At 59.9% G+C, this 17938-nt stretch carries 16 protein-coding genes and 1 tRNA gene; 11 read left to right on the top strand and 6 right to left on the bottom strand.

Going from position 1 to position 17938, the window contains the following annotated elements; all coding sequences use genetic code 11:
- Window positions 1-47: 47 nt before the first annotated feature.
- Genes glp through trpD form a run of 4 tightly spaced genes read right to left on the bottom strand, consistent with a single transcriptional unit; the run spans window position 48 to window position 3639 of the window.
- Window positions 48-1322 carry a gephyrin-like molybdotransferase Glp gene (gene glp, locus AB3X55_03340; protein MEX0502610.1) on the bottom strand — a complete coding sequence of 425 codons (1275 nt, stop codon included), beginning with the start codon at window positions 1320-1322 and terminating at the stop codon, window positions 48-50.
- Entirely contained in the window at window positions 1309-1788 is a 480-nt protein-coding gene (moaC, locus tag AB3X55_03335; GenBank protein MEX0502609.1) for a cyclic pyranopterin monophosphate synthase MoaC, read from the bottom strand. The genes glp and moaC overlap by 14 nt, the downstream gene beginning before the upstream one ends.
- Window positions 1789-1793: 5 nt before the next feature.
- Window positions 1794-2600: an indole-3-glycerol phosphate synthase TrpC gene (gene trpC / locus AB3X55_03330; protein ID MEX0502608.1), complete on the bottom strand. Its 807-nt coding sequence runs from the start codon at window positions 2598-2600 to the stop codon at window positions 1794-1796.
- 4 nt (window positions 2601-2604) lie between these two features.
- Window positions 2605-3639, bottom strand: coding sequence for an anthranilate phosphoribosyltransferase (gene trpD, locus AB3X55_03325; protein ID MEX0502607.1), 1035 nt, complete (start codon window positions 3637-3639; stop codon window positions 2605-2607).
- A 605-nt stretch (window positions 3640-4244) separates the two neighbouring features.
- Between trpD and AB3X55_03320 the strand changes: the two genes are divergently transcribed.
- On the top strand, window positions 4245-5567 hold the full coding sequence (locus tag AB3X55_03320) for an O-acetylhomoserine aminocarboxypropyltransferase/cysteine synthase family protein (protein ID MEX0502606.1): 1323 nt from the start codon (window positions 4245-4247) through the stop codon (window positions 5565-5567).
- A 145-nt stretch (window positions 5568-5712) separates the two neighbouring features.
- Window positions 5713-6099 carry a VOC family protein gene (locus tag AB3X55_03315; GenBank protein MEX0502605.1) on the top strand — a complete coding sequence of 129 codons (387 nt, stop codon included), beginning with the start codon at window positions 5713-5715 and terminating at the stop codon, window positions 6097-6099.
- Here the strand turns inward: AB3X55_03315 and AB3X55_03310 are convergent.
- Window positions 6096-6767: an aminodeoxychorismate/anthranilate synthase component II gene (locus AB3X55_03310; protein ID MEX0502604.1), complete on the bottom strand. Its 672-nt coding sequence runs from the start codon at window positions 6765-6767 to the stop codon at window positions 6096-6098. The two genes, AB3X55_03315 and AB3X55_03310, sit on opposite strands and share 4 nt — an antisense overlap.
- A gap of 263 nt (window positions 6768-7030) precedes the next feature.
- On the opposite strand from AB3X55_03310, the gene rplM reads away from it, so the two are divergent.
- Window positions 7031-7498, top strand: a complete 468-nt coding sequence (gene rplM / locus AB3X55_03305) for a 50S ribosomal protein L13 (GenBank protein MEX0502603.1) — start codon at window positions 7031-7033, stop codon at window positions 7496-7498.
- Window positions 7499-7545: 47 nt separating this feature from the next.
- Window positions 7546-8010 carry a 30S ribosomal protein S9 gene (rpsI, locus tag AB3X55_03300; GenBank protein ID MEX0502602.1) on the top strand — a complete coding sequence of 155 codons (465 nt, stop codon included), beginning with the start codon at window positions 7546-7548 and terminating at the stop codon, window positions 8008-8010.
- A gap of 268 nt (window positions 8011-8278) precedes the next feature.
- On the opposite strand, the gene AB3X55_03295 is transcribed toward rpsI, so the two are convergent.
- Window positions 8279-8629: a cupin domain-containing protein gene (locus AB3X55_03295; GenBank protein MEX0502601.1), complete on the bottom strand. Its 351-nt coding sequence runs from the start codon at window positions 8627-8629 to the stop codon at window positions 8279-8281.
- A gap of 136 nt (window positions 8630-8765) precedes the next feature.
- Between AB3X55_03295 and AB3X55_03290 the strand changes: the two genes are divergently transcribed.
- From AB3X55_03290 to AB3X55_03260, 7 genes are all read left to right on the top strand, one after another.
- Window positions 8766-12392: a hydantoinase B/oxoprolinase family protein gene (locus tag AB3X55_03290; GenBank protein MEX0502600.1), complete on the top strand. Its 3627-nt coding sequence runs from the start codon at window positions 8766-8768 to the stop codon at window positions 12390-12392.
- A gap of 17 nt (window positions 12393-12409) precedes the next feature.
- On the top strand, window positions 12410-12940 hold the full coding sequence (locus AB3X55_03285) for a winged helix DNA-binding protein (GenBank protein MEX0502599.1): 531 nt from the start codon (window positions 12410-12412) through the stop codon (window positions 12938-12940).
- Window positions 12941-12983: 43 nt separating this feature from the next.
- Window positions 12984-13976: an NADPH:quinone reductase gene (locus AB3X55_03280; protein MEX0502598.1), complete on the top strand. Its 993-nt coding sequence runs from the start codon at window positions 12984-12986 to the stop codon at window positions 13974-13976.
- An 80-nt stretch (window positions 13977-14056) separates the two neighbouring features.
- On the top strand, window positions 14057-15373 hold the full coding sequence (locus AB3X55_03275) for a homoserine dehydrogenase (GenBank protein MEX0502597.1): 1317 nt from the start codon (window positions 14057-14059) through the stop codon (window positions 15371-15373).
- A complete protein-coding gene (recJ, locus tag AB3X55_03270; protein MEX0502596.1) occupies window positions 15374-17203 on the top strand; it encodes a single-stranded-DNA-specific exonuclease RecJ in 1830 nt (609 codons plus the stop codon). It begins immediately after the preceding gene.
- Window positions 17204-17296: 93 nt separating this feature from the next.
- Window positions 17297-17372: transfer RNA gene (locus AB3X55_03265), tRNA-Glu, on the top strand.
- 154 nt (window positions 17373-17526) lie between these two features.
- Complete coding sequence (locus AB3X55_03260) at window positions 17527-17910, top strand: hypothetical protein (protein ID MEX0502595.1); 384 nt, start codon at window positions 17527-17529, stop codon at window positions 17908-17910.
- The last annotated feature ends 28 nt before the right edge of the window (window positions 17911-17938 follow it).

Genomic DNA, 17938 nt, shown 5'->3' with positions numbered 1-17938 from the left:
CTATCAATGTTCCGGGACATATGCAAGCACATAAGAACAAAGAGAGATCAAAGGAGCGGGTCGAGAGGCATCACCATAACCGGATCCCCTGTTTTGCGCGGCGCGTCATGGGGAGGGCGGACAATCAGTGCGTTTGCGCCGGCATAGATGCTGATCATTGAACTGTCCTGCTTTCGAGCCGGGGTGACAGCAGGCTGGCCCTGCTGATCATAGGCAAGCGTGGCCCGAAGATAATCCTGTCGCTGGTCATTTGCCGGCAGGTCAACAGCCAGTCTGGCGCTGATCATCGTGGGGGTGTGATCGCCGCCGCATAGCCTCGCGATGGCGGGCCGCAGAAAGATGTTGGCGCATACCGCGCTGGAAACCGGATTGCCGGGAAGACCAAGCAGCGGGATGTTGTCGATCCGGCCATGGATAAGCGGCTTGCCGGGTCGCATGGCGATCTTCCAGAAGCCGAGTTCGGTACCGCTTGCCGACAGATCATTGACGATATGGTCATGCACGCCGACCGAGGCCCCGCCGGTTGTCACAACAAGGTCCAGCGGCGCGCTCGCGCGCCGAACGCAGGCCAGCATTTCGCCGGGCCTGTCACGCGCAATGCCAAGATCCACGGGCACTGCCCCACATGCCGCAACGAATGACGACAGATAGATCGCGTTTGACGAGATGATCTGACCCGGTCCGGGTGTGGTGCCAGGGGTAACAAGCTCGTCACCAGTCGACAGAATTCCCACATGCGGTTTACGCCACAGGCTGACATCGGTGTGGCCAGCCGATATCGCCAGCGCGATCAGCCGGGCCGACATCACCGTGCCGGCAGCGAGTATCATGTCGCCGGTGGTGACATCCAGCCCGGCCGGGCGGATGAACTGGCCATCGCGTGGCACTTCATTGACGGTGATGGTCGCGCCGTCGGTCTCGCCGGTGGCGGTTGCGTCCTCTTGCAGCAGAATTGTGTCCGCGCCATCCGGTATGACGGCACCGGTGAAGATTCGCACCGCTTCGCCGACACCCACATTGCCGTCCCACGGCCGGCCAGCGGCGGATTCACCAACCCGTGTCAGCGTTGCACCTGCAATCTTGCAATCCGCTGCCCTCACCGCATAGCCATCCATCGCCGAAACGGCGGCCGGTGGCAGGCTCAACCTGGCGGCGATGTCACTGGCAAGAACCCGTCCCCTGACGTCATGCCCACCCATGTCATGCAAGGTGCAGATTTCGGTCTGTGAAGGTGCCAGACCTTCAAGTATGTGGCTCAGCGCCTCGGCAACCGACAGAAGAGGGCGTGGACCTTTACCTGATGACGTATCACTCGTCGGCATCAAAAACCCCGGACTTGCCCCCTGATTTATAGGTCAGCCTGATGGCCCCGATCACCATCGCCCGATCGACGGCCTTGCACATGTCATAGATGGTCAGCGCCGCGACCGACACCGCCGTCATGGCTTCCATTTCAATGCCGGTGCGTCCTGTGACCCGGCAGGTGGCTGTGATCCTTACGCCTGGGAGGGTGTCGTCCCCCTCGAGATCGACGGCCACATGATCAAGGCCAAGCGGATGACAGAGCGGGATCAGGCTGGCCGTCTGTTTGGCGCCCATGATACCGGCAAGACGCGCCACCCCCAGAACATCGCCCTTGCCGAAACCGCCCTCGCGAATTTTCGCCAATGTGCCGGGTGCCATGGTGATTTCGCCCTTTGCAACGGCAACCCGATCGGTGACCGGCTTGTCACCGACATTGACCATATGGGCCTTGCCGTCAGAATCGAAATGGGTCAGATCGGACATGATGGTTACCCCCGTGCTGGAACAGGATCGGCAAGAATGGTACGGGTTGCTGTAGCGACGTCATCCGCCCGCATCAGTGATTCACCGATCAGGAAGCAGCGCGCACCGCTTGCCGCCATACGCGCCAGATCTGCCGGCACGAACAACCCGCTTTCGGCAACCGCAATGCGGTCATCGGGCAGTTCGGGCAGCATCGCCGCGCCGACATCAAGCGAGATTTCCATGGTTTTCAGATTGCGGTTGTTGATTCCCATCAGGGGGGATTTCAACTTGCAGGCACGTGCCAGTTCGGACGGGTCGTGAACCTCGATCAGAACATCCATGCCAAGCTCCATGGCGCAGGCTTCGAGTTCGGCAGCCTCGCCATCCTCAAGCGCCGCCATGATCAGCAGGATGCAGTCGGCTCCGAGTGCCCGCGATTCGATGATCTGCATCGGATCTATCATGAAATCCTTGCGAAGGACGGGAAGGCTGACAGCGCTTCGCGCCGCCACAAGATATTCCGGTGCGCCCTGGAACCAGGGCGCATCGGTCAGCACGGACAGACAGGTGGCGCCGCCCTGTTCATAGGCGCGGGCAAGGGACTCGGGGTCGAAATCAGGCCTGATCAGCCCTTTTGACGGTGACGCCTTTTTCAGCTCGGCAATCAACCCATATCCCTGCATCGACGCCTGCCGCAGGGCGGCGGCAAAACCACGCACCGGCGAGGCGGCCGCGGCGGCAGCTTCGAGATCGGATCGGGACGTGTCGGCCTTGAGTGTGGCGACCTCGTCACGTTTGCCTTCGATAATTCGTGCCAGAACATCCTGCATCGGTCTAGGCGCTCCTGCCATCATCGCTGTTGGTGATGTCGACAAGGCTGGTAAGTGCGGCCATCGCCCTGCCGGTGCTGATCGAGTCGATGGCGCGGTCTGCCCCGTCCTGCAAAGTCGTCGCATGGCCGCCGGCAACCAACGCGGCGGCGGCGTTGAAAATGACGATATCGCGGTAGGGGCCTTTAGCGCCCTCGAGAACCGCGCGCAGGCTGGCGGCGTTTTCTTCCGGTGTGCCGCCGCGAAGATCGTCGATCGACGCTGTGGACAATCCCAGATCGTCCGGTGAAATGGTGAATTCCTCAACCGTGCCATTGGCAAGTGCGGCGACATGTGTCGGGCCTGTTGTCGATACCTCGTCAAGGCCGCCGGCACCGTGAACAACCCAGGCATGCGTTGTTCCCAGATTGGCGAGCGCTCTGGCAAAGGGAACGCACAGACCGGGATCAAAGACGCCTACCATGATCCGGCGCACAAGGGCCGGATTGGCAAGCGGTCCCAGCATGTTGAAGATCGTCCGCAGTCCAAGATCCGCGCGGACAGGCGCCACGTGACGCATTGCCGAGTGATGGCGCGGTGCCATCAGAAAACAGATTCCCGCATCATCAAGCGCGCGGCGAACGGTGGTCATGTCGCACTGCAGATTGATGCCGAGGCAGGTCAGAACGTCCGCAGCGCCACTTTTCGATGATACGGCCTTGTTTCCGTGCTTTGCCACCGGCACGCCGCAACCGGCCACAACAAAGGCCGCCGCAGTGGAGATGTTATAGGTACCGATCCCGTCACCGCCCGTGCCGACAATATCCATTGCGCCTTCCGGCGCGTCGATCACGGTGGCTTTCTCGCGCATCACGCTGGCGGCGGCGGCGATGTCTTCAACCCGTTCGCCACGCATCTTCAGAGCGGTCAGGAACGCCGCCATCTGGATCTGGCTGACCTCGCCGTCCATGATGGCGTTAAAGCATTCACGGATCTCCTCGGGCGACGGCATATCACCTTCGGTGAGCTTTTTCAGGGGAACGCGCATGACGCTTGTCATTGTGGCCTCGCGGCTGGCTGGCCGAACATGGTGTCATGGTCCGGCAAGGTGAACGGGGCGGTCAGGCGATATAGCCGTGACCTGCCGGCAGACTATATGAAGCTGACCCTGCAATGGCAAGCAAGCCCGGCCCTGTGGCGGCGATCTGAAGCAATGGTATCGTCTGTGCAGGAAAATGAATTTCACGGAAACCGGTCATTCGCGGCAATGATTTGTTCCAAAGGGGCAAGCCCTGAAGATGCATTTTGCTTTTTTCAGCCTGTGATCACTTTGTGCTTGAGCGCCGCTGCCACGGCGTTACTGTAGCGCCATCGCCGTTTTAATAGTCAACTTGCGGGCGATTCAGAAATGCTGCTAAAGCGCGATGACCAAAAACGGTCTTTCAGGGTTTCGTCAACCGTCACGGGACCAGCGCCAGAAGCAGACAGGCGCTGAGGCCGGACGGCTTTTTTTATGGCCGTTTTTCCATGGCCACAGGGTTTTCAGCGCACACATTCACCGGCCCGGTGGGCCAGGGGTTGACCGTCCCCGAATGCGGTTGGGCGATTTGATTTCAGCTTGTGCGCCCCGGCATGTCGCCGAAAGCACTAAAGAGGAGACTGACAATGTCTAATCTTGATTCCGTTCATCCCGCAACCCTTGCGCTTCATGCCGGCTATCGCGCCGACCCGACGACAAATGCCGTCGCGGTGCCGATCTACCAGACAACCTCCTATCAGTTTGAATCGACCGAGCATGCGGCGAACCTGTTCAGCCTGTCCGAGCTTGGCAATATCTATACGCGGATCATGAACCCGACGACGGATGTCCTTGAACAGCGGATTGCCGCCCTTGAAGGCGGTGTGGCAGCGCTTGCCGTGTCCTCGGGACAGACGGCATCAGCCTATGCCATCCAGAATCTGGCCGTCGCCGGTGACAATATCGTCAGCTCGACCGATCTGTATGGCGGTACCTGGAACCTGTTCCAGAATACGCTTCGCCAGCAGGGAATAGAGGTGCGGTTCGTCGACCCGGCACGGCCGGAGAATTTTGCCGAAGCCAGCGATGAGCGTACCCGTGCCTATTATGCCGAGACATTGCCAAATCCGAAGCTGGAGGTGTTTCCAATTGGCGAGGTTGCCGAAATCGGCCGTGCGCGCGGCATTCCGCTGATTGTCGACAACACGGCAGCACCATTGCTGACCCGTCCGTTTGATCATGGGGCGGCGATCATCGTGCATTCGCTGACGAAGTATATCGGAGGCCACGGCACCTCGATTGGCGGTGTGATTATTGATGGCGGCAATTTCGACTGGGCGGCGCATGCCACGCAGCAGCCGGCATTGAACACCCCGGATGCGTCCTATCACGGTGCCGTCTGGACCGAGGCAGCGGCCCCGCTGGGACCGGTTGCCTATGCGCTGAAGGCGCGTGTGACTCTGTTGCGGGATCTTGGTGGCGCGCTCAGCCCCGCCAATGCCTTCCAGCTGATCCAGGGCCTTGAAACCCTGCCTCTGCGGATCAGGGAACATGTTGCCAACGCCTCGAAAGTTGCTGATTTTCTGGACAGCCATCCGGCAGTGTCGCGGGTCAATTATCCGCGCCTGCAGACCGGTGCCGCGGCGCGGCGTGCCCATACCTATCTGAAAGGTGGCTATGGCGGTCTGGTCGGGTTCGAGTTGAAGGACGGCTTTGCCGCCGGGCGGGCCTTCATCGACGCGCTGAAACTTTTTTACCACGTGGCGAATATCGGTGATGCGCGCTCGCTTGCCATCCATCCGGCCTCGACAACGCATTCACAGCTGAGTGAGGCGGATCAGCGGGATGCCGGTGTCACGCCAGGCTATGTACGGCTGTCGGTAGGAATCGAGCATATTGACGATATCCTTGCCGATCTGACCCAGGCCCTTGATGTGGTTGCATCCGGGGTAACACAGGCAGCCGAATAGCCGCCTGTGCCAAGCCGTAGAATATGCCGGCACCGGGTTTTCTGTCATTGGATCCCGGTGGCGGTGTGGGCCGCGAAGACAGCCTCCCCTTCGCGGCCCCTTTTTCCGATCCCGGGGCACAGGAACATTATGGCCGGGAGAGGGGATGAAGTTCTTTTTTGAAATATTCGCCCGGGATCTGGCGCTGTCACGTGCCTTCTATGCCGATGCAATCGGTTTGACTGTCAGGCAGGAAAGTCCGGCCTTCATTGTCATGGAGAGGGGACAGGCAAAGATTCATCTGGTGTCACGCGATCATCTGCCGGTGGCACAGCGCCGCCGTGGGTGTAATGGCATGCCGACTGCCTGTGCCGTGGAGTTGTGTTTCGAGGTGCCGGATATCATCAAAGCGCACGAGCTTGCCAGACGCAGCGGGCATCCGGTTGTCGAGCCATTGCGGGATCAGCCCTGGGGCAGGTCCGATTTCCGGATGTTTGATCCTGATGGTGTCTATGTTCGTGTGACCGGGCACCGACCGGTTGCGGCCAGCTAGGGATGCATCTGGCCGGGAAAACGTTCGTCGAGGCGAAGGACCTGGGATTCAAGGTCTGTCAGATCGTCGCCGGACGGCACCTGTTGACCACAGAGTTTCAGGAAATTCGCCAGAATACGATAGCCAGCCACCGAGGCGATGGATTCGGGATGGAACTGCACACCATGAAGTTGATGTTCGGCATGGCTGATGCCCATGACCGCGCCGGCTTCGGTGCGCGCCGTAACCGTCAGTTCCGGCGGCAGCCTGTCTTCATCGACAACCAGGGAATGATAGCGTGTGACCGGGAAATCCTGCGGGCAATCGGCAAAGATATCGGTCGCGACTGCATTGGCGTAGCTTCTTTTGATCCGTGACAGCTTGCCATGAACGGGCGGGTCAACGCGCTTCAGCGCGCCGCCAAAGGCTACCGCCAGCGCCTGATGACCAAGGCAGACCCCAAGCACCGGCACCGATCCCGCCGCAGCACGGATCAGCTCGATCGACATGCCGGCATCTTCCGGGATTCCCGGACCGGGCGACAGGATCAGGCCTTCCGGTTTGCGCGCCAGTACCTCTGCCGGTGTCGCGGCGTCATTGCGTATGATATCGACTTCGGCACCCAGATCAGACATGAAATGCCACAGGTTCCAGGTGAAGCTGTCATAATTGTCGATGAGTATGAACATGATCCGGCGGATGGCGAGTTGCGACGTTGTATGGTGACTTAGCACGCGTTAGCGATGTTCGCAAAGGCGGTGCGGCCCCATTCCGGGCTGTAAAAGATACGGTAAAATAATACCTCATTTATAACATTCTGTTTTTATTTACTTATTTATATTTTAACTTTGATAAAGCGTTTGACCATGAGGCAATTAGCGCCTATAACCCGGCTCAGATTCCGGCAGCCTGATGGCAGGCCGAGACCGATCTGTGAATTTTGGAGACAATCATGCCTTTGCCAAGAACATTTGTGGCAACGCCGAAAGACATCGAAAAGAAATGGTTCGTTGTCGATGCGGCGGATGTCGTTCTGGGTCGGCTTGCGTCGCTGATCGCCATGCGCGTCCGCGGCAAGCACAAGCCGAGCTACACGCCAAATATGGATTGCGGTGATCATATCATCGTGATCAACGCCGAAAAGGTGAAACTGACCGGCAACAAGCGCAATCAGAAGACCTATTACTGGCACACCGGTTATCCGGGCGGTATCAAGTCGCGCACAGCCGACAAGATCCTTGATGGCCGCTTTCCGGCACGGGTTGTCGAAAAGGCTGTTGAACGGATGATCCCGCGTGGCCCGCTTGGCCGCAATGCGATGCGGAACCTGCATGTCTATGCCGGGCCCGAGCATCCGCATCAGGCGCAACAGCCGGCGCCGCTGGACCTTGCCGGTATGAACGCGAAGAACAAGAGGTAGACATGTCTGACGAAACAAAGGTTGAAACCACCGAAGCACCGGCAGGCATGGCCGCTCTGGAAACGCTGACCGAAAGCCCGGCAGCCGCAGCCGCAGCCGCACCGGTCGAGCCGAAAATCGACAATCTTGGCCGGTCCTATGCCACCGGTCGCCGCAAGGACGCCGCCGCCCGTGTGTGGGTCAAGCGTGGTACAGGCCAGATGAAGATCAATGGCAAGGACGTGACCGAATATTTCGCCCGTCCGGTTCTGCAGATGATTTTGGCCCAGCCATTCGAAGCCGCCGAGCGTATTGGTGAATTCGACGTTGTCGCCACCGTCAAGGGTGGTGGGCTGTCGGGACAGGCCGGCGCGGTCCGTCATGGCATCAGCCGTGCGCTGACAATGTTCGAGCCTGGTCTGCGCCCGGCGCTGAAGGCCGGCGGGTTCCTGACCCGTGACCCGCGTGTTGTCGAACGGAAAAAATACGGCAAGGCGAAAGCCCGCCGGAGCTTCCAGTTCTCAAAGCGCTAGTCAAAGCGCACATTATCGAATTTTCGAAAGCAGGGCCTCGGCCCTGCTTTTTTGTTTCAGAGTCCGCGCAGGAGCCTGTGGCACCTTCGCCGTCATCCTGCACGCCGCAGCCTGTTGAATTTCGGCGTTGCACCGATCGTCATGGCGACCCGGGCAACGACCTCCTCAACGTCCAGCAAACACATGCCTTGGCATGGGTGAGCCTTGCCCCTTGCGCGGTGGCCAGACTGTAAACCTCACCGCCACCGCACCGTTGTCGTCATCACCGTCAGATGGTTTCCTTTATGGTTGCGGTTCTCTTGTCGCCCGTATTGGGCGTTCCTGATGGCTCGATGAGAAGCAGATGTGTTTCTTCCCGAGCCACCGGACAGTGCGACACGCCACAGGGAACAACAAACAGCTCTCCCGGTCCAAGAGCCACATCCCCATGCTCGGTTTTGATTGTCAGATGTCCACTCAGCACCAGAAAGAAATCATCAGTGTCATCATGGCTGTGCCAGACGAATTCTCCCTGAACCTTGACCACCATGATGTCATTGTCATTGTAGCGGGTGACGATTTTTGGGGTCCAATGGTCGGTCACGATGGCGAGCTTTTCAGCAATGTTCACTGATTGCATTGTGTTCCTCCACCTTGTGGGTTCCTGTACCCGGCCCGCGATGCAGCCGGACCAAGGAGCGAATTAACGTTGACAAAATATCGATAATTTATCAGCGTTAACGGTGGGAGCAAAGACATCATCGGGTAGGAATATCATGGACGGCGCACCGACAATAGCTGCAGAGGTCAAACAGGCGGGTTGGCAATTCTGGATCGACCGTGGCGGCACATTCACAGATGTGGTTGGGCGGGCACCTGACGGCACGCTTCATACGCACAAGCTATTGTCGGAAAACCCCGAAGCCTATGAGGATGCCGCGCTGCAGGGCATTCACGATCTGCTGGCGCTTTCCGATGATGCGCCGATTCCGGAATCCGACATCGATGCCGTGAAAATGGGCACGACGGTGGCGACCAATGCGCTGCTTGAGCGCAAGGGGGATCGCACTCTGCTGGTCGTGACAAAGGGGTTTCGCGATCAGCTGCGGATTGCCTATCAGGCACGCCCGCGCCTGTTCGATATGCAGATCGTGCTGCCGGAGATGCTTTATGAGCGGGTCGAGGAGGTGGTAGAGCGCGTCGATGCGAAGGACATCGTTCTAACGCCGCTTGACCTTGATGATCTGCGTCCACGCCTGCAGGCGGCTTTTGATGACGGGATCCGGTCGGTCGCCATTGTGCTGATGCACGCCTACCGGGTGCCGGATCATGAGCTGCGGATTGCCGCGCTGGCGCGTGAGATCGGCTTTACCCAGATATCGACCAGCCATGAAACCAGTCCGATGATCAAATTCGTGGGGCGTGGGGACACCACCGTCGCGGACGCCTATCTGTCACCGATTCTGCGCCGCTATATCGACCGGATCGCCGACGCGCTTGGCGGTGTGAACCTGCAATTCATGCAGTCGAATGGCGGCCTGAAGGGGGCCAGCCTGTTCCAGGGCAAGGACGCCATCCTGTCCGGGCCGGCCGGTGGCATTGTCGGTGCCGTCAGGACCGCCGAGCAGGCCGGGTTTGACAAGGTCATCACCTTTGACATGGGTGGCACCTCGACCGATGTCGCGCATTACGAAAACGCCTATGAACGTGTCTTTGAAACGGTTGTGGCCGGCGTGCGGATGCAGGCGCCGATGCTGTTGATCCATACTGTCGCCGCCGGTGGCGGGTCGCTGTGCCAGTTCGACGGGGCGCGGTTCCGTGTCGGCCCGGAAAGCGCCGGCGCCAATCCGGGGCCAGCCTGCTATCGTCGTGGCGGGCCGCTGGCGGTCACCGACTGCAACGTCATGCTTGGCAAGCTTCAGCCGGATTTCTTTCCACATGTCTTCGGCCCCGGCCAGGACGCGCCGCTGGATGCCGAGGCGGTGCGTGAGAAATTCACCGCTATGGCGGATGAGGTTGAGGCGGCGACGGGCATTCGCCGCACGCCCGAGGAGCTTGCCGACGGATTCCTGCGGATCGCGGTCGAGAACATGGCCAATGCCATCAAGAAAATCTCCGTGCAACGCGGGTATGATGTCACCGACTACGCGCTGCAATGTTTTGGTGGAGCCGGTGGCCAGCATGCCTGCCTGATTGCCGATGTGCTTGGCATGAACACGGTTCTGGTTCACCCCTTTGCCGGCGTCCTGTCGGCCTATGGCATGGGGCTTGCCGATGTGCGCGCGCTTCGTGAACGGACCATCGAGGCGCCGTTGATCGACGCTCTGGTGCCGCGCCTCGAACAGGAACTGGATGAACTTGCCGCTGTTTCAGAGGCTGAAGTGGCCGGACAGGGGATTTCCGGCGATCGCACCGAGACGCGCCGCTATGTTCATCTTCGCTATGATGGCTCGGACACCTCGCTCGAGGTTCCCTATGGGCCGGTTGATGGGATGGCGGCGGCCTATGAACGTGCCTATCGGGCGCGGTTCGGCTTTGTCATGCCGGGCAAGAAGGTGATTGCCGCCACCATTTCGGTCGAGACCATCGGTCTGACATTCGACCTTGAATCAACACCGCATGCCGCGGTCGGCGACGCTGCCGGCCCACAGGCAATGGTCGAGGCCTATATGGGTGGGCAACCCGTCACGGCGCCGGTCCATCAGCGCGACGCCATTCCCGCCGGGGGCAGGATCGACGGACCCGCCCTGATCATCGAGGCAACAGCAACAACCATTGTCGAGCCGGGATGGCAGGCCGAGATGACAGATATTGGCAATCTGGTGCTGCGGCGGGTTGTGGCACGGCCGGAACGTGTCGCCATCGGCACCGACTGTGACCCGGTGATGCTGGAGGTGTTCAACAATCTGTTCATGTCGATTGCCGAACAGATGGGCTACACGCTCCAGAACACGGCGTTGTCGGTGAATGTGAAGGAGCGGCTGGATTTTTCATGTGCCATTTTCGATTCAACGGGATCGCTGATTGCCAACGCGCCGCACATGCCGGTGCATCTCGGCTCGATGGGCGAATCGGTGCGCGCGGTGCTTCGCGACAATGAGGGCCGCATCAGGCCTGGCGATGCCTATGTTCTGAACAACCCCTATAATGGCGGCACGCATCTTCCCGATATCACCATAATCACGCCGGTCTTTGAGCGGGACGAAATCCTGTTCTTCGTGGCTTGTCGTGGGCACCACCCCGATGTTGGCGGCAAGACACCCGGGTCGGCCCCACCTGATTCAGCGCATATCGACGAGGAAGGTGTGCTGATCGACAATTTCAAACTTGTCGATCAGGGCGTCTACCGCGAGGCCGAGATGATCGAGGTTCTCGAAGGTGCGCTCTATCCGGCGCGCAATTCTGAACAGAACATCGCCGATCTGCGGGCACAGCTTGCCGCCAATGAAAAGGGTGTTCAGGAACTGCAGAAAATGGTCGGTCAGTTCGGTCTGGATACCGTTCTTGCCTATATGACGCATGTCCAGAACAATGCCGAGGAATCGGTGCGCCGGGTGATCGATGTGCTGAGTGATGGTGAATTCGTCTATCCGATGGACAATGGCCAGCAGGTCAGCGTGAAAATCAGCATCGACCACAGGAACCGTGCTGCCACGGTTGACTTCACCGGCACCAGTCCGCAGGGCGCGAATAATTTCAACGCGCCGGCGGCGGTCTGCCGGGCGGCTGTCCTCTATGTGTTCCGAACGCTTGTCGATGATGACATCCCGATGAATGAGGGCTGTTTGAAACCGATCACCATTATCCTTCCCGATGATTGCATGCTGCAGGCGCAATATCCGGCGGCGGTGATTGCCGGCAATGTCGAGACATCGCAGATTGTCACCGACACGCTCTATGGGGCGCTTGGGGTCATGGCGGCGGCGCAGGGAACGATGAACAACTTCATCTATGGCAATGATGCCTACCAGTATTATGAAACGCTGTGTGGCGGGTCGGGTGCCGGGCCTGATTTTGACGGCTGTGATGCTGTCCATACCCATATGACCAACAGCCGGCTGACAGATCCCGAAGTGCTGGAATGGCGCTATCCGGTTCTGTTGGAAAGCTTCGAGATCCGGGACGGTTCCGGCGGTGTTGGACGGCATCATGGCGGTAACGGGGTGCGCAGGCGCACGAGGTTCCTTGAAGCGATGGAGGCGGTCATTCTGGCCAATCACCGCATTGTCCCGCCCTATGGTATGGCAGGTGGCGGTGACGGGGCGGTCGGACGCAACTGGGTTGAACGAAGCGACGGCAGTGTCGAAGAGCTGACAGCAACCGACCTGCGGGCGATGCAGCCGGGCGATGTCTTTGTGATCGAAACACCCGGCGGTGGCGGCTTTGGCCGCGCTGACGACTGACAGTCGGGGGCTGTGGCATGAATACCACCGGTCAACGGATTGTCTCATCAGCGCATCTGGTGTCCGACAAGGCCGCCGAGCTGAGCGAGGTGGAATATGGCCTGATTGTCGCCAGCAACGCATTCAATCTGTGGATGATGCGTGGCACCGCGGCGGCACAGGCCGATTTTCCCGAAATGGCCGATCTTGGCGTGATCGACATTCTGAGCCTGCATTCGGTCAATCACCGGGGCCGTGCCAAGAAACTGGCCGACATATGCTTCAAGTTGAATGTCGCGGATACGCATGTTGTCAATTATGCCCTGAAGAAGCTGTTTCGAGCGGGGCTGATTGATCGTGAAAAGCAGGGCAAGGAGGTTCTCTACAGCACCACCGAGCGCGGCCAGCAATTGATCAAACGCTATCGCAAGATCCGCGAGACCTGCCTTGTTGATGCTTTTTCCGCGCTTGGCGAGGTGGACGCCTCCAGCCTGTCAGAGCTGGCGCGCCAGTTGCGCGTCTTGTCAGGACTGTATGATCAGGCGGCGCGAAGCGCGACCAATCTGTGACGCCGGATCCCACATTGCCACCCCAACGGATGGACAAAGCTGAATGACCGAAATGATGCAGGCAGTCTGGTACGAGACACAGGGCGCGGCGCAGGATGTTCTCGTCAGTGGCGAGCTTCCCATTCCCACGCCGGAACCCGGCGAGGTGCTGGTTCGCCTTCACGCCTCGGGGGTCAATCCGTCTGATGTCAAGGTGCGGGCCGGATCGCGGCCGATGGCATTTTCCCGGATCATCCCGCATAGCGACGGTGCCGGAGTTGTTGAGGCTGTTGGCGCAGGCGGTGACCCGGCTTTGGTCGGGGCGCGTGTGTTTGTTCGTAATGGACAGTGGCAGCGCGCGCACGGCACCGCGGCACAATTCATCACCCTTGATGCCGGCTGTGTCCACCAGCTTCCCGACAGTGTAGGGTTCGAGGTTGGCGCAGCGTTGGGCATTCCGGCACTGACCGCGGCCTATGCAGTGCTGAAGGACGGTCCGGTCGATGGTGAGACATTGTTGATTCATGGTGGCGGTGGCACCGTGGCGCGGCTTGCGGTGCAGATTGCCGTTGACAGTGGGGCCACTGTGATCGCGACCACAGGCAATATGGCGCGCGCCGACAGAATTGGTGATGCCGGTGCGGTGGCTGTTCTTGATTATCAGTCGCCTGATCTCGTCGGCGCGGTCAGGGCCGCCGCCGGCGGGGCGGAGATCAGCCGGATCATCGATCCGGAATGTGGTGTGAATATCGAGGCCAATATCGATCTTCTGGCTGCAAAGGGAACGATTGTCGGGTTCGGCTCGGTAAAACAGCCCTCGGTTGACCTGCCGTTCCTGAAGATGATGTTCAAGAACATCACCCTGTCATCGATCCTTGTCTATCTGCTGGCAGCAGAGGAGGCTGCGGCCTATGCCGCCATTGTCGGCGATATGCTGGAACGTGGGGTTCTGGATGTGCCGGTTCAGGACACCCTGCCGCTGGCGCAGGCGGCACGGGCGCATCAGCTGGTCGAGGCTGGCAATCGGTCCGGCGCTGTCCTGCTGGCAACAGGCTAGTTTGTCTCGCTTCGGCTTGTATATTGCAGCGGCAGCGGCTACATCTGACGGGCCTTTTTGATCCGTGGAAGTGAACCACCATGCCATCTGACAAACACCTCAATCAGCAGCTTCGTGTCGGCATCGCCGGTCTTGGCGTCGTTGGCGGCGAAGTGGCGCGCCAGCTCAGCCATCGTGGTGCGGAGATCGCTGCTGTTGCCGGCAGACCCTTTGTGATTACCGCCATCAGCGCCCGCAGCCGAAATACCGATCGCGGTTTCGACATGGCCGGCATGACCTGGGAGGACAATGCCGCCGATATCGCGACCCGCGAGGATGTCGATATCGTTGTCGAGATGATTGGGGGTGAGCAGGGGGTGGCGCTTGATCTTGTGCGCGATGCGCTTGCGTCGGGAAAGCATGTTGTCACTGCCAACAAGGCGCTTCTGGCCCATCATGGTGCCGAACTGGCCGCGCTGGCTGAGGCAAACAATGTCGGGCTGATGTTTGAAGCTGCCGTTGCCGGTGGCATTCCGGCGGTCAAGGCACTGCGCGAGGGGCTTGCCGCCAACAGCATCAGCCGTGTCTCTGGAATCCTGAATGGTACCTGCAACTATATTCTGACCCGCATGGAGCGAACCGGCGAGGCATTTGCAGATGTTCTTGCCGATGCACAGAAGCTTGGCTATGCCGAGGCCGAACCGTCGCTTGACGTCGACGGGATCGATGCCGCGCACAAGCTGACGATTCTGGCGGCGATCGCTTTTGGCCAGACGCCGCAATTTGATCATGTGGCGATCTCCGGCATTCGTGACGTGTCGGCAGTGGATTTTGCCTATGCCGCGCAGCTTGGCTTCCGGATCAAGCTTGTTGGTGTCGCCGAGCCGGGACAGATGCCGCGGATGCAGACATGCCTGCTGCCGACAACAACACAGCTTGCCAAGGTTGACGGTGTTCTCAATGCTGTTGCCTTTGAAGGCGAGCCTGTCGGCGCCACCGTCCTGACCGGCCCCGGTGCCGGGGCCGGCCCGACGTCCTCTGCCGTATTGTCGGATCTGGTCGACATCGCTGCCGGACGGATTCCCCATACATTCGGGCGGCCTGTGGCGGCGCTTCGAGATGGCACCAAGGTTGTCAATGGAGGTGGGCCGGACACACCGTTCTATGTGCGGCTGATGGTTGTCGACAAGCCCGGCGTTCTTGCCGATGTGACATCGGTGCTGCAGGCGCATGACATTTCCGTTGAATCGCTGCTCCAGCAGGGGCGTGCCCCGCAGGATGTTGTGGCGCTGGTGATGACAACCCATGATGTGTCGGTTGATCGTTTGATGAAGGCGCTGAACGAGATCGAAGCCCTGTCCTGTGTTCAGGCACCTCCAGTCTCGATGCCTATCATGAGTGCCGATCAGGAGGGATGATTGAACGGCGCAGCGGCCTTTCTCGGAGTTGAATCGTCGCTGACCAATGCGCGATGGGAAGCTGCGCTGTCAATCCGTCAGGGCGACGAACTCGACCGCCATGCCGCCGCCATTTCCCAGCAATTCAGCGATATGCCGCTTTCTGTCAGCAGACTTCTGGCCGGGCGTGATCTTGGTGACCTGACAATCGATCAGTTTCTTGATCCAAAGCTTCGTGACCTGCTTCCCAATCCGTCGCGCTTTCGCGATATGGACCGGGCGGCGGCGCGGCTTGCCGATGCTGTCGAGGCGGGAACGCCGGTTGGGGTCTTCGGGGATTACGATGTCGATGGCGCGGCGGCGGCGGCGCTTCTTGTGAATGTCCTGGGGATGCTTGGCCTGGCTGTCGATGTCCATATTCCAGACCGCATGCGCGAGGGATATGGCCCCAATGCGGCCGCGCTTCAGGCCCTGCAGCAGCGTGGTGCGGGTCTGATCATCACAGTGGATTGCGGGATCAACGCACATGCGCCGCTTGCCGCTGTTGCCAGCACCGGGATCGATGTGATTGTCGTTGACCATCATCTTGCCGGACCTGATCTGCCGCCGGCCCACAGCGTCATCAACCCGAACCGGCTCGACGAGGATGGCCTTTATGGACATCTTTGTGCGGCGGGAGTGACCTTCATCGTGCTTGTGGCGCTGCTTCGTGAATTGCGGGGCAGGAATTTTTTCACTGATGGCCGACCGGCACCCGACCTGATCCGTCAGCTGGATATTGTCGGGCTGGCCACTGTCTGTGATGTCGTGCCGCTGACCGGTGTTAACCGGGCCTTTGTCGCGCAGGGGCTGAAGGTGCTGGCGCAGCGCAGCAATCTTGGTCTTGCCTGCCTTGCCGATCAGGCTGGTCTGAACACACCGCCGACCGGCCATACCTTTGGATTCCTGCTTGGCCCCCGGATCAATGCCGGTGGCAGGATCGGTGCCTCTGATCTTGGCGTGCGGCTGCTGTCGGCGACAGCCGGTGACGAGGCTGGCGCCATTGCCGCATCGCTTGACGAACTGAATAACCGTCGACGTGAAATCGAACAGGAAATCCGTGCCCATGCCATGGATCTGGCGGTCCGGCAGGATGACCGGCCCGTGGTCCTTGTTGGCCATCAGAGCTGGCATGAAGGCGTGATCGGTATCGTTGCCGGGCGTCTTCGCGAGGCGCTTGGCAAACCGGCTTGCGTTGTCGCTTTTGGTGATGGCCCGGATGCCGGTGGAACGGTGCCGGCTGGCAAGGGTTCGGGGCGATCCATCCCCGGCTTCAGACTTGGCAGTGCTGTTATCGCGGCGCAGCAGGCCGGTATTCTGGCCGGGGGAGGCGGGCATGACATGGCGGCCGGCTTTTCCGTTGATGCGGATCGGATGGATGAATTTCATGAATTCCTCTGCCGCCGCTTTGCGTCCGAGATCGGCGCAGAGGTGCCGCGCCCGGTCCGGCAGGTGGCAGGCCTGTTGAGTACGGCAGGTGTATTGCCGGAACTTGCCGACTGGCTGGACAGGCTGGGACCGTTTGGCAGCGGCAATCCGGAGCCGCGATTTGCGCTTCCCGACTGCCGGATCGGATTTGCCAAGGCCATCGGGCGTGATGGCGCGCATATTTCCTGCCGGCTCGATGATGGCAGTGGCACGACCTTGTCGGCGATTGCGTTTCAGGCTGGCGGGACACCATTCGGCGAGGCGTTGTTGTCGGCGCGCGACGGCGCACCGCTGCATGTTCTGGGGCGGGTGCGCCGCGATCATTTCCGCGGTGGACGCGCCATGCAGTTCGAGATTGAGGACGCCGCGCCGCGCCTGTCGTGACCTGTCGGGCGGGAAAGCCGGACAGCATGTCAAAAGCAAAAAAACCGGGTTGATTTGCCGTGCCGTTTTGACTACATAACGTGCAACCACAGTGTCCCGTTCGTCTAGGGGTCTAGGACACCGCCCTTTCACGGCGGCAACACGAGTTCGAATCTCGTACGGGATGCCATCACCTCTGAAACCATTCGGTTTCGGAGGTTTTTTGTTTCTGGTATCCTTTTGACGGTCCATTTTCCTCCGTGAACTTGACGATTTTTTAACCTCTTTCATCTAACCTTTCGGGTTTGCCGGGCAACCGGCTGCAGTCGATGAGGGAGGGGCGGATGACCCATGCCGGTCAGGAGAATTATGAGGACTTTGAACTCACCACTGATCAGTGGTCGCAGGTCATTGAGAAGGCAAGGGCCGCGCCACAGTCAGACCTGCACCTGTATATCCTGCGATCACTCGCCAACCAGCAGGTTGTCACCAGTGCCAGCATCAACGCCTTCAAGGGACGGGTGGTAGAGACGGCGGAAGATCGAAAGATTGCCAGTACCGCGATTGGCAACATTTCTGCCTGGGTCAGGGAGGTTACAAAGCCCAAGGCGACCTTTTACCAGTGGAACGAAATCCGGGGTGAATGGACAATCGGGCATTTCCAGCGCGAATCGCTGCGTCAGGCGTTGGGCGGAAACCCATGCCCAGATGGTGGAAGGCCGGTCTAATGACCGACCGGTCAAAATCGCGGAAGGG

This window comes from Alphaproteobacteria bacterium LSUCC0719, from assembly GCA_040839025.1.
In the GTDB taxonomy this organism is placed as follows: domain Bacteria; phylum Pseudomonadota; class Alphaproteobacteria; order Puniceispirillales; family Puniceispirillaceae; genus UBA8309.
This window is presented reverse-complemented; position numbering and strand designations above follow the sequence as displayed.

Excerpts from the sequence above, each read along its gene's own strand:
- rpsI (MEX0502602.1), top strand. The coding sequence starts at position 7,546 with ATGGCCGCTCTGGAAACGCTGACCGAAAGCCCGGCAGCCGCAGCCGCA.
- AB3X55_03285 (MEX0502599.1), top strand. The coding sequence starts at position 12,410 with ATGAATACCACCGGTCAACGGATTGTCTCATCAGCGCATCTGGTGTCC.
- AB3X55_03310 (MEX0502604.1), bottom strand. The coding sequence starts at position 6,767 with ATGTTCATACTCATCGACAATTATGACAGCTTCACCTGGAACCTGTGG.
- moaC (MEX0502609.1), bottom strand. The coding sequence starts at position 1,788 with ATGTCCGATCTGACCCATTTCGATTCTGACGGCAAGGCCCATATGGTC.
- AB3X55_03315 (MEX0502605.1), top strand. The coding sequence starts at position 5,713 with ATGAAGTTCTTTTTTGAAATATTCGCCCGGGATCTGGCGCTGTCACGT.
- AB3X55_03295 (MEX0502601.1), bottom strand. The coding sequence starts at position 8,629 with ATGCAATCAGTGAACATTGCTGAAAAGCTCGCCATCGTGACCGACCAT.
- AB3X55_03290 (MEX0502600.1), top strand. The coding sequence starts at position 8,766 with ATGGACGGCGCACCGACAATAGCTGCAGAGGTCAAACAGGCGGGTTGG.
- glp (MEX0502610.1), bottom strand. The coding sequence starts at position 1,322 with ATGCCGACGAGTGATACGTCATCAGGTAAAGGTCCACGCCCTCTTCTG.
- AB3X55_03320 (MEX0502606.1), top strand. The coding sequence starts at position 4,245 with ATGTCTAATCTTGATTCCGTTCATCCCGCAACCCTTGCGCTTCATGCC.
- AB3X55_03275 (MEX0502597.1), top strand. The coding sequence starts at position 14,057 with ATGCCATCTGACAAACACCTCAATCAGCAGCTTCGTGTCGGCATCGCC.
- AB3X55_03280 (MEX0502598.1), top strand. The coding sequence starts at position 12,984 with ATGACCGAAATGATGCAGGCAGTCTGGTACGAGACACAGGGCGCGGCG.
- trpD (MEX0502607.1), bottom strand. The coding sequence starts at position 3,639 with ATGACAAGCGTCATGCGCGTTCCCCTGAAAAAGCTCACCGAAGGTGAT.
- rplM (MEX0502603.1), top strand. The coding sequence starts at position 7,031 with ATGCCTTTGCCAAGAACATTTGTGGCAACGCCGAAAGACATCGAAAAG.
- trpC (MEX0502608.1), bottom strand. The coding sequence starts at position 2,600 with ATGCAGGATGTTCTGGCACGAATTATCGAAGGCAAACGTGACGAGGTC.
- AB3X55_03260 (MEX0502595.1), top strand. The coding sequence starts at position 17,527 with ATGACCCATGCCGGTCAGGAGAATTATGAGGACTTTGAACTCACCACT.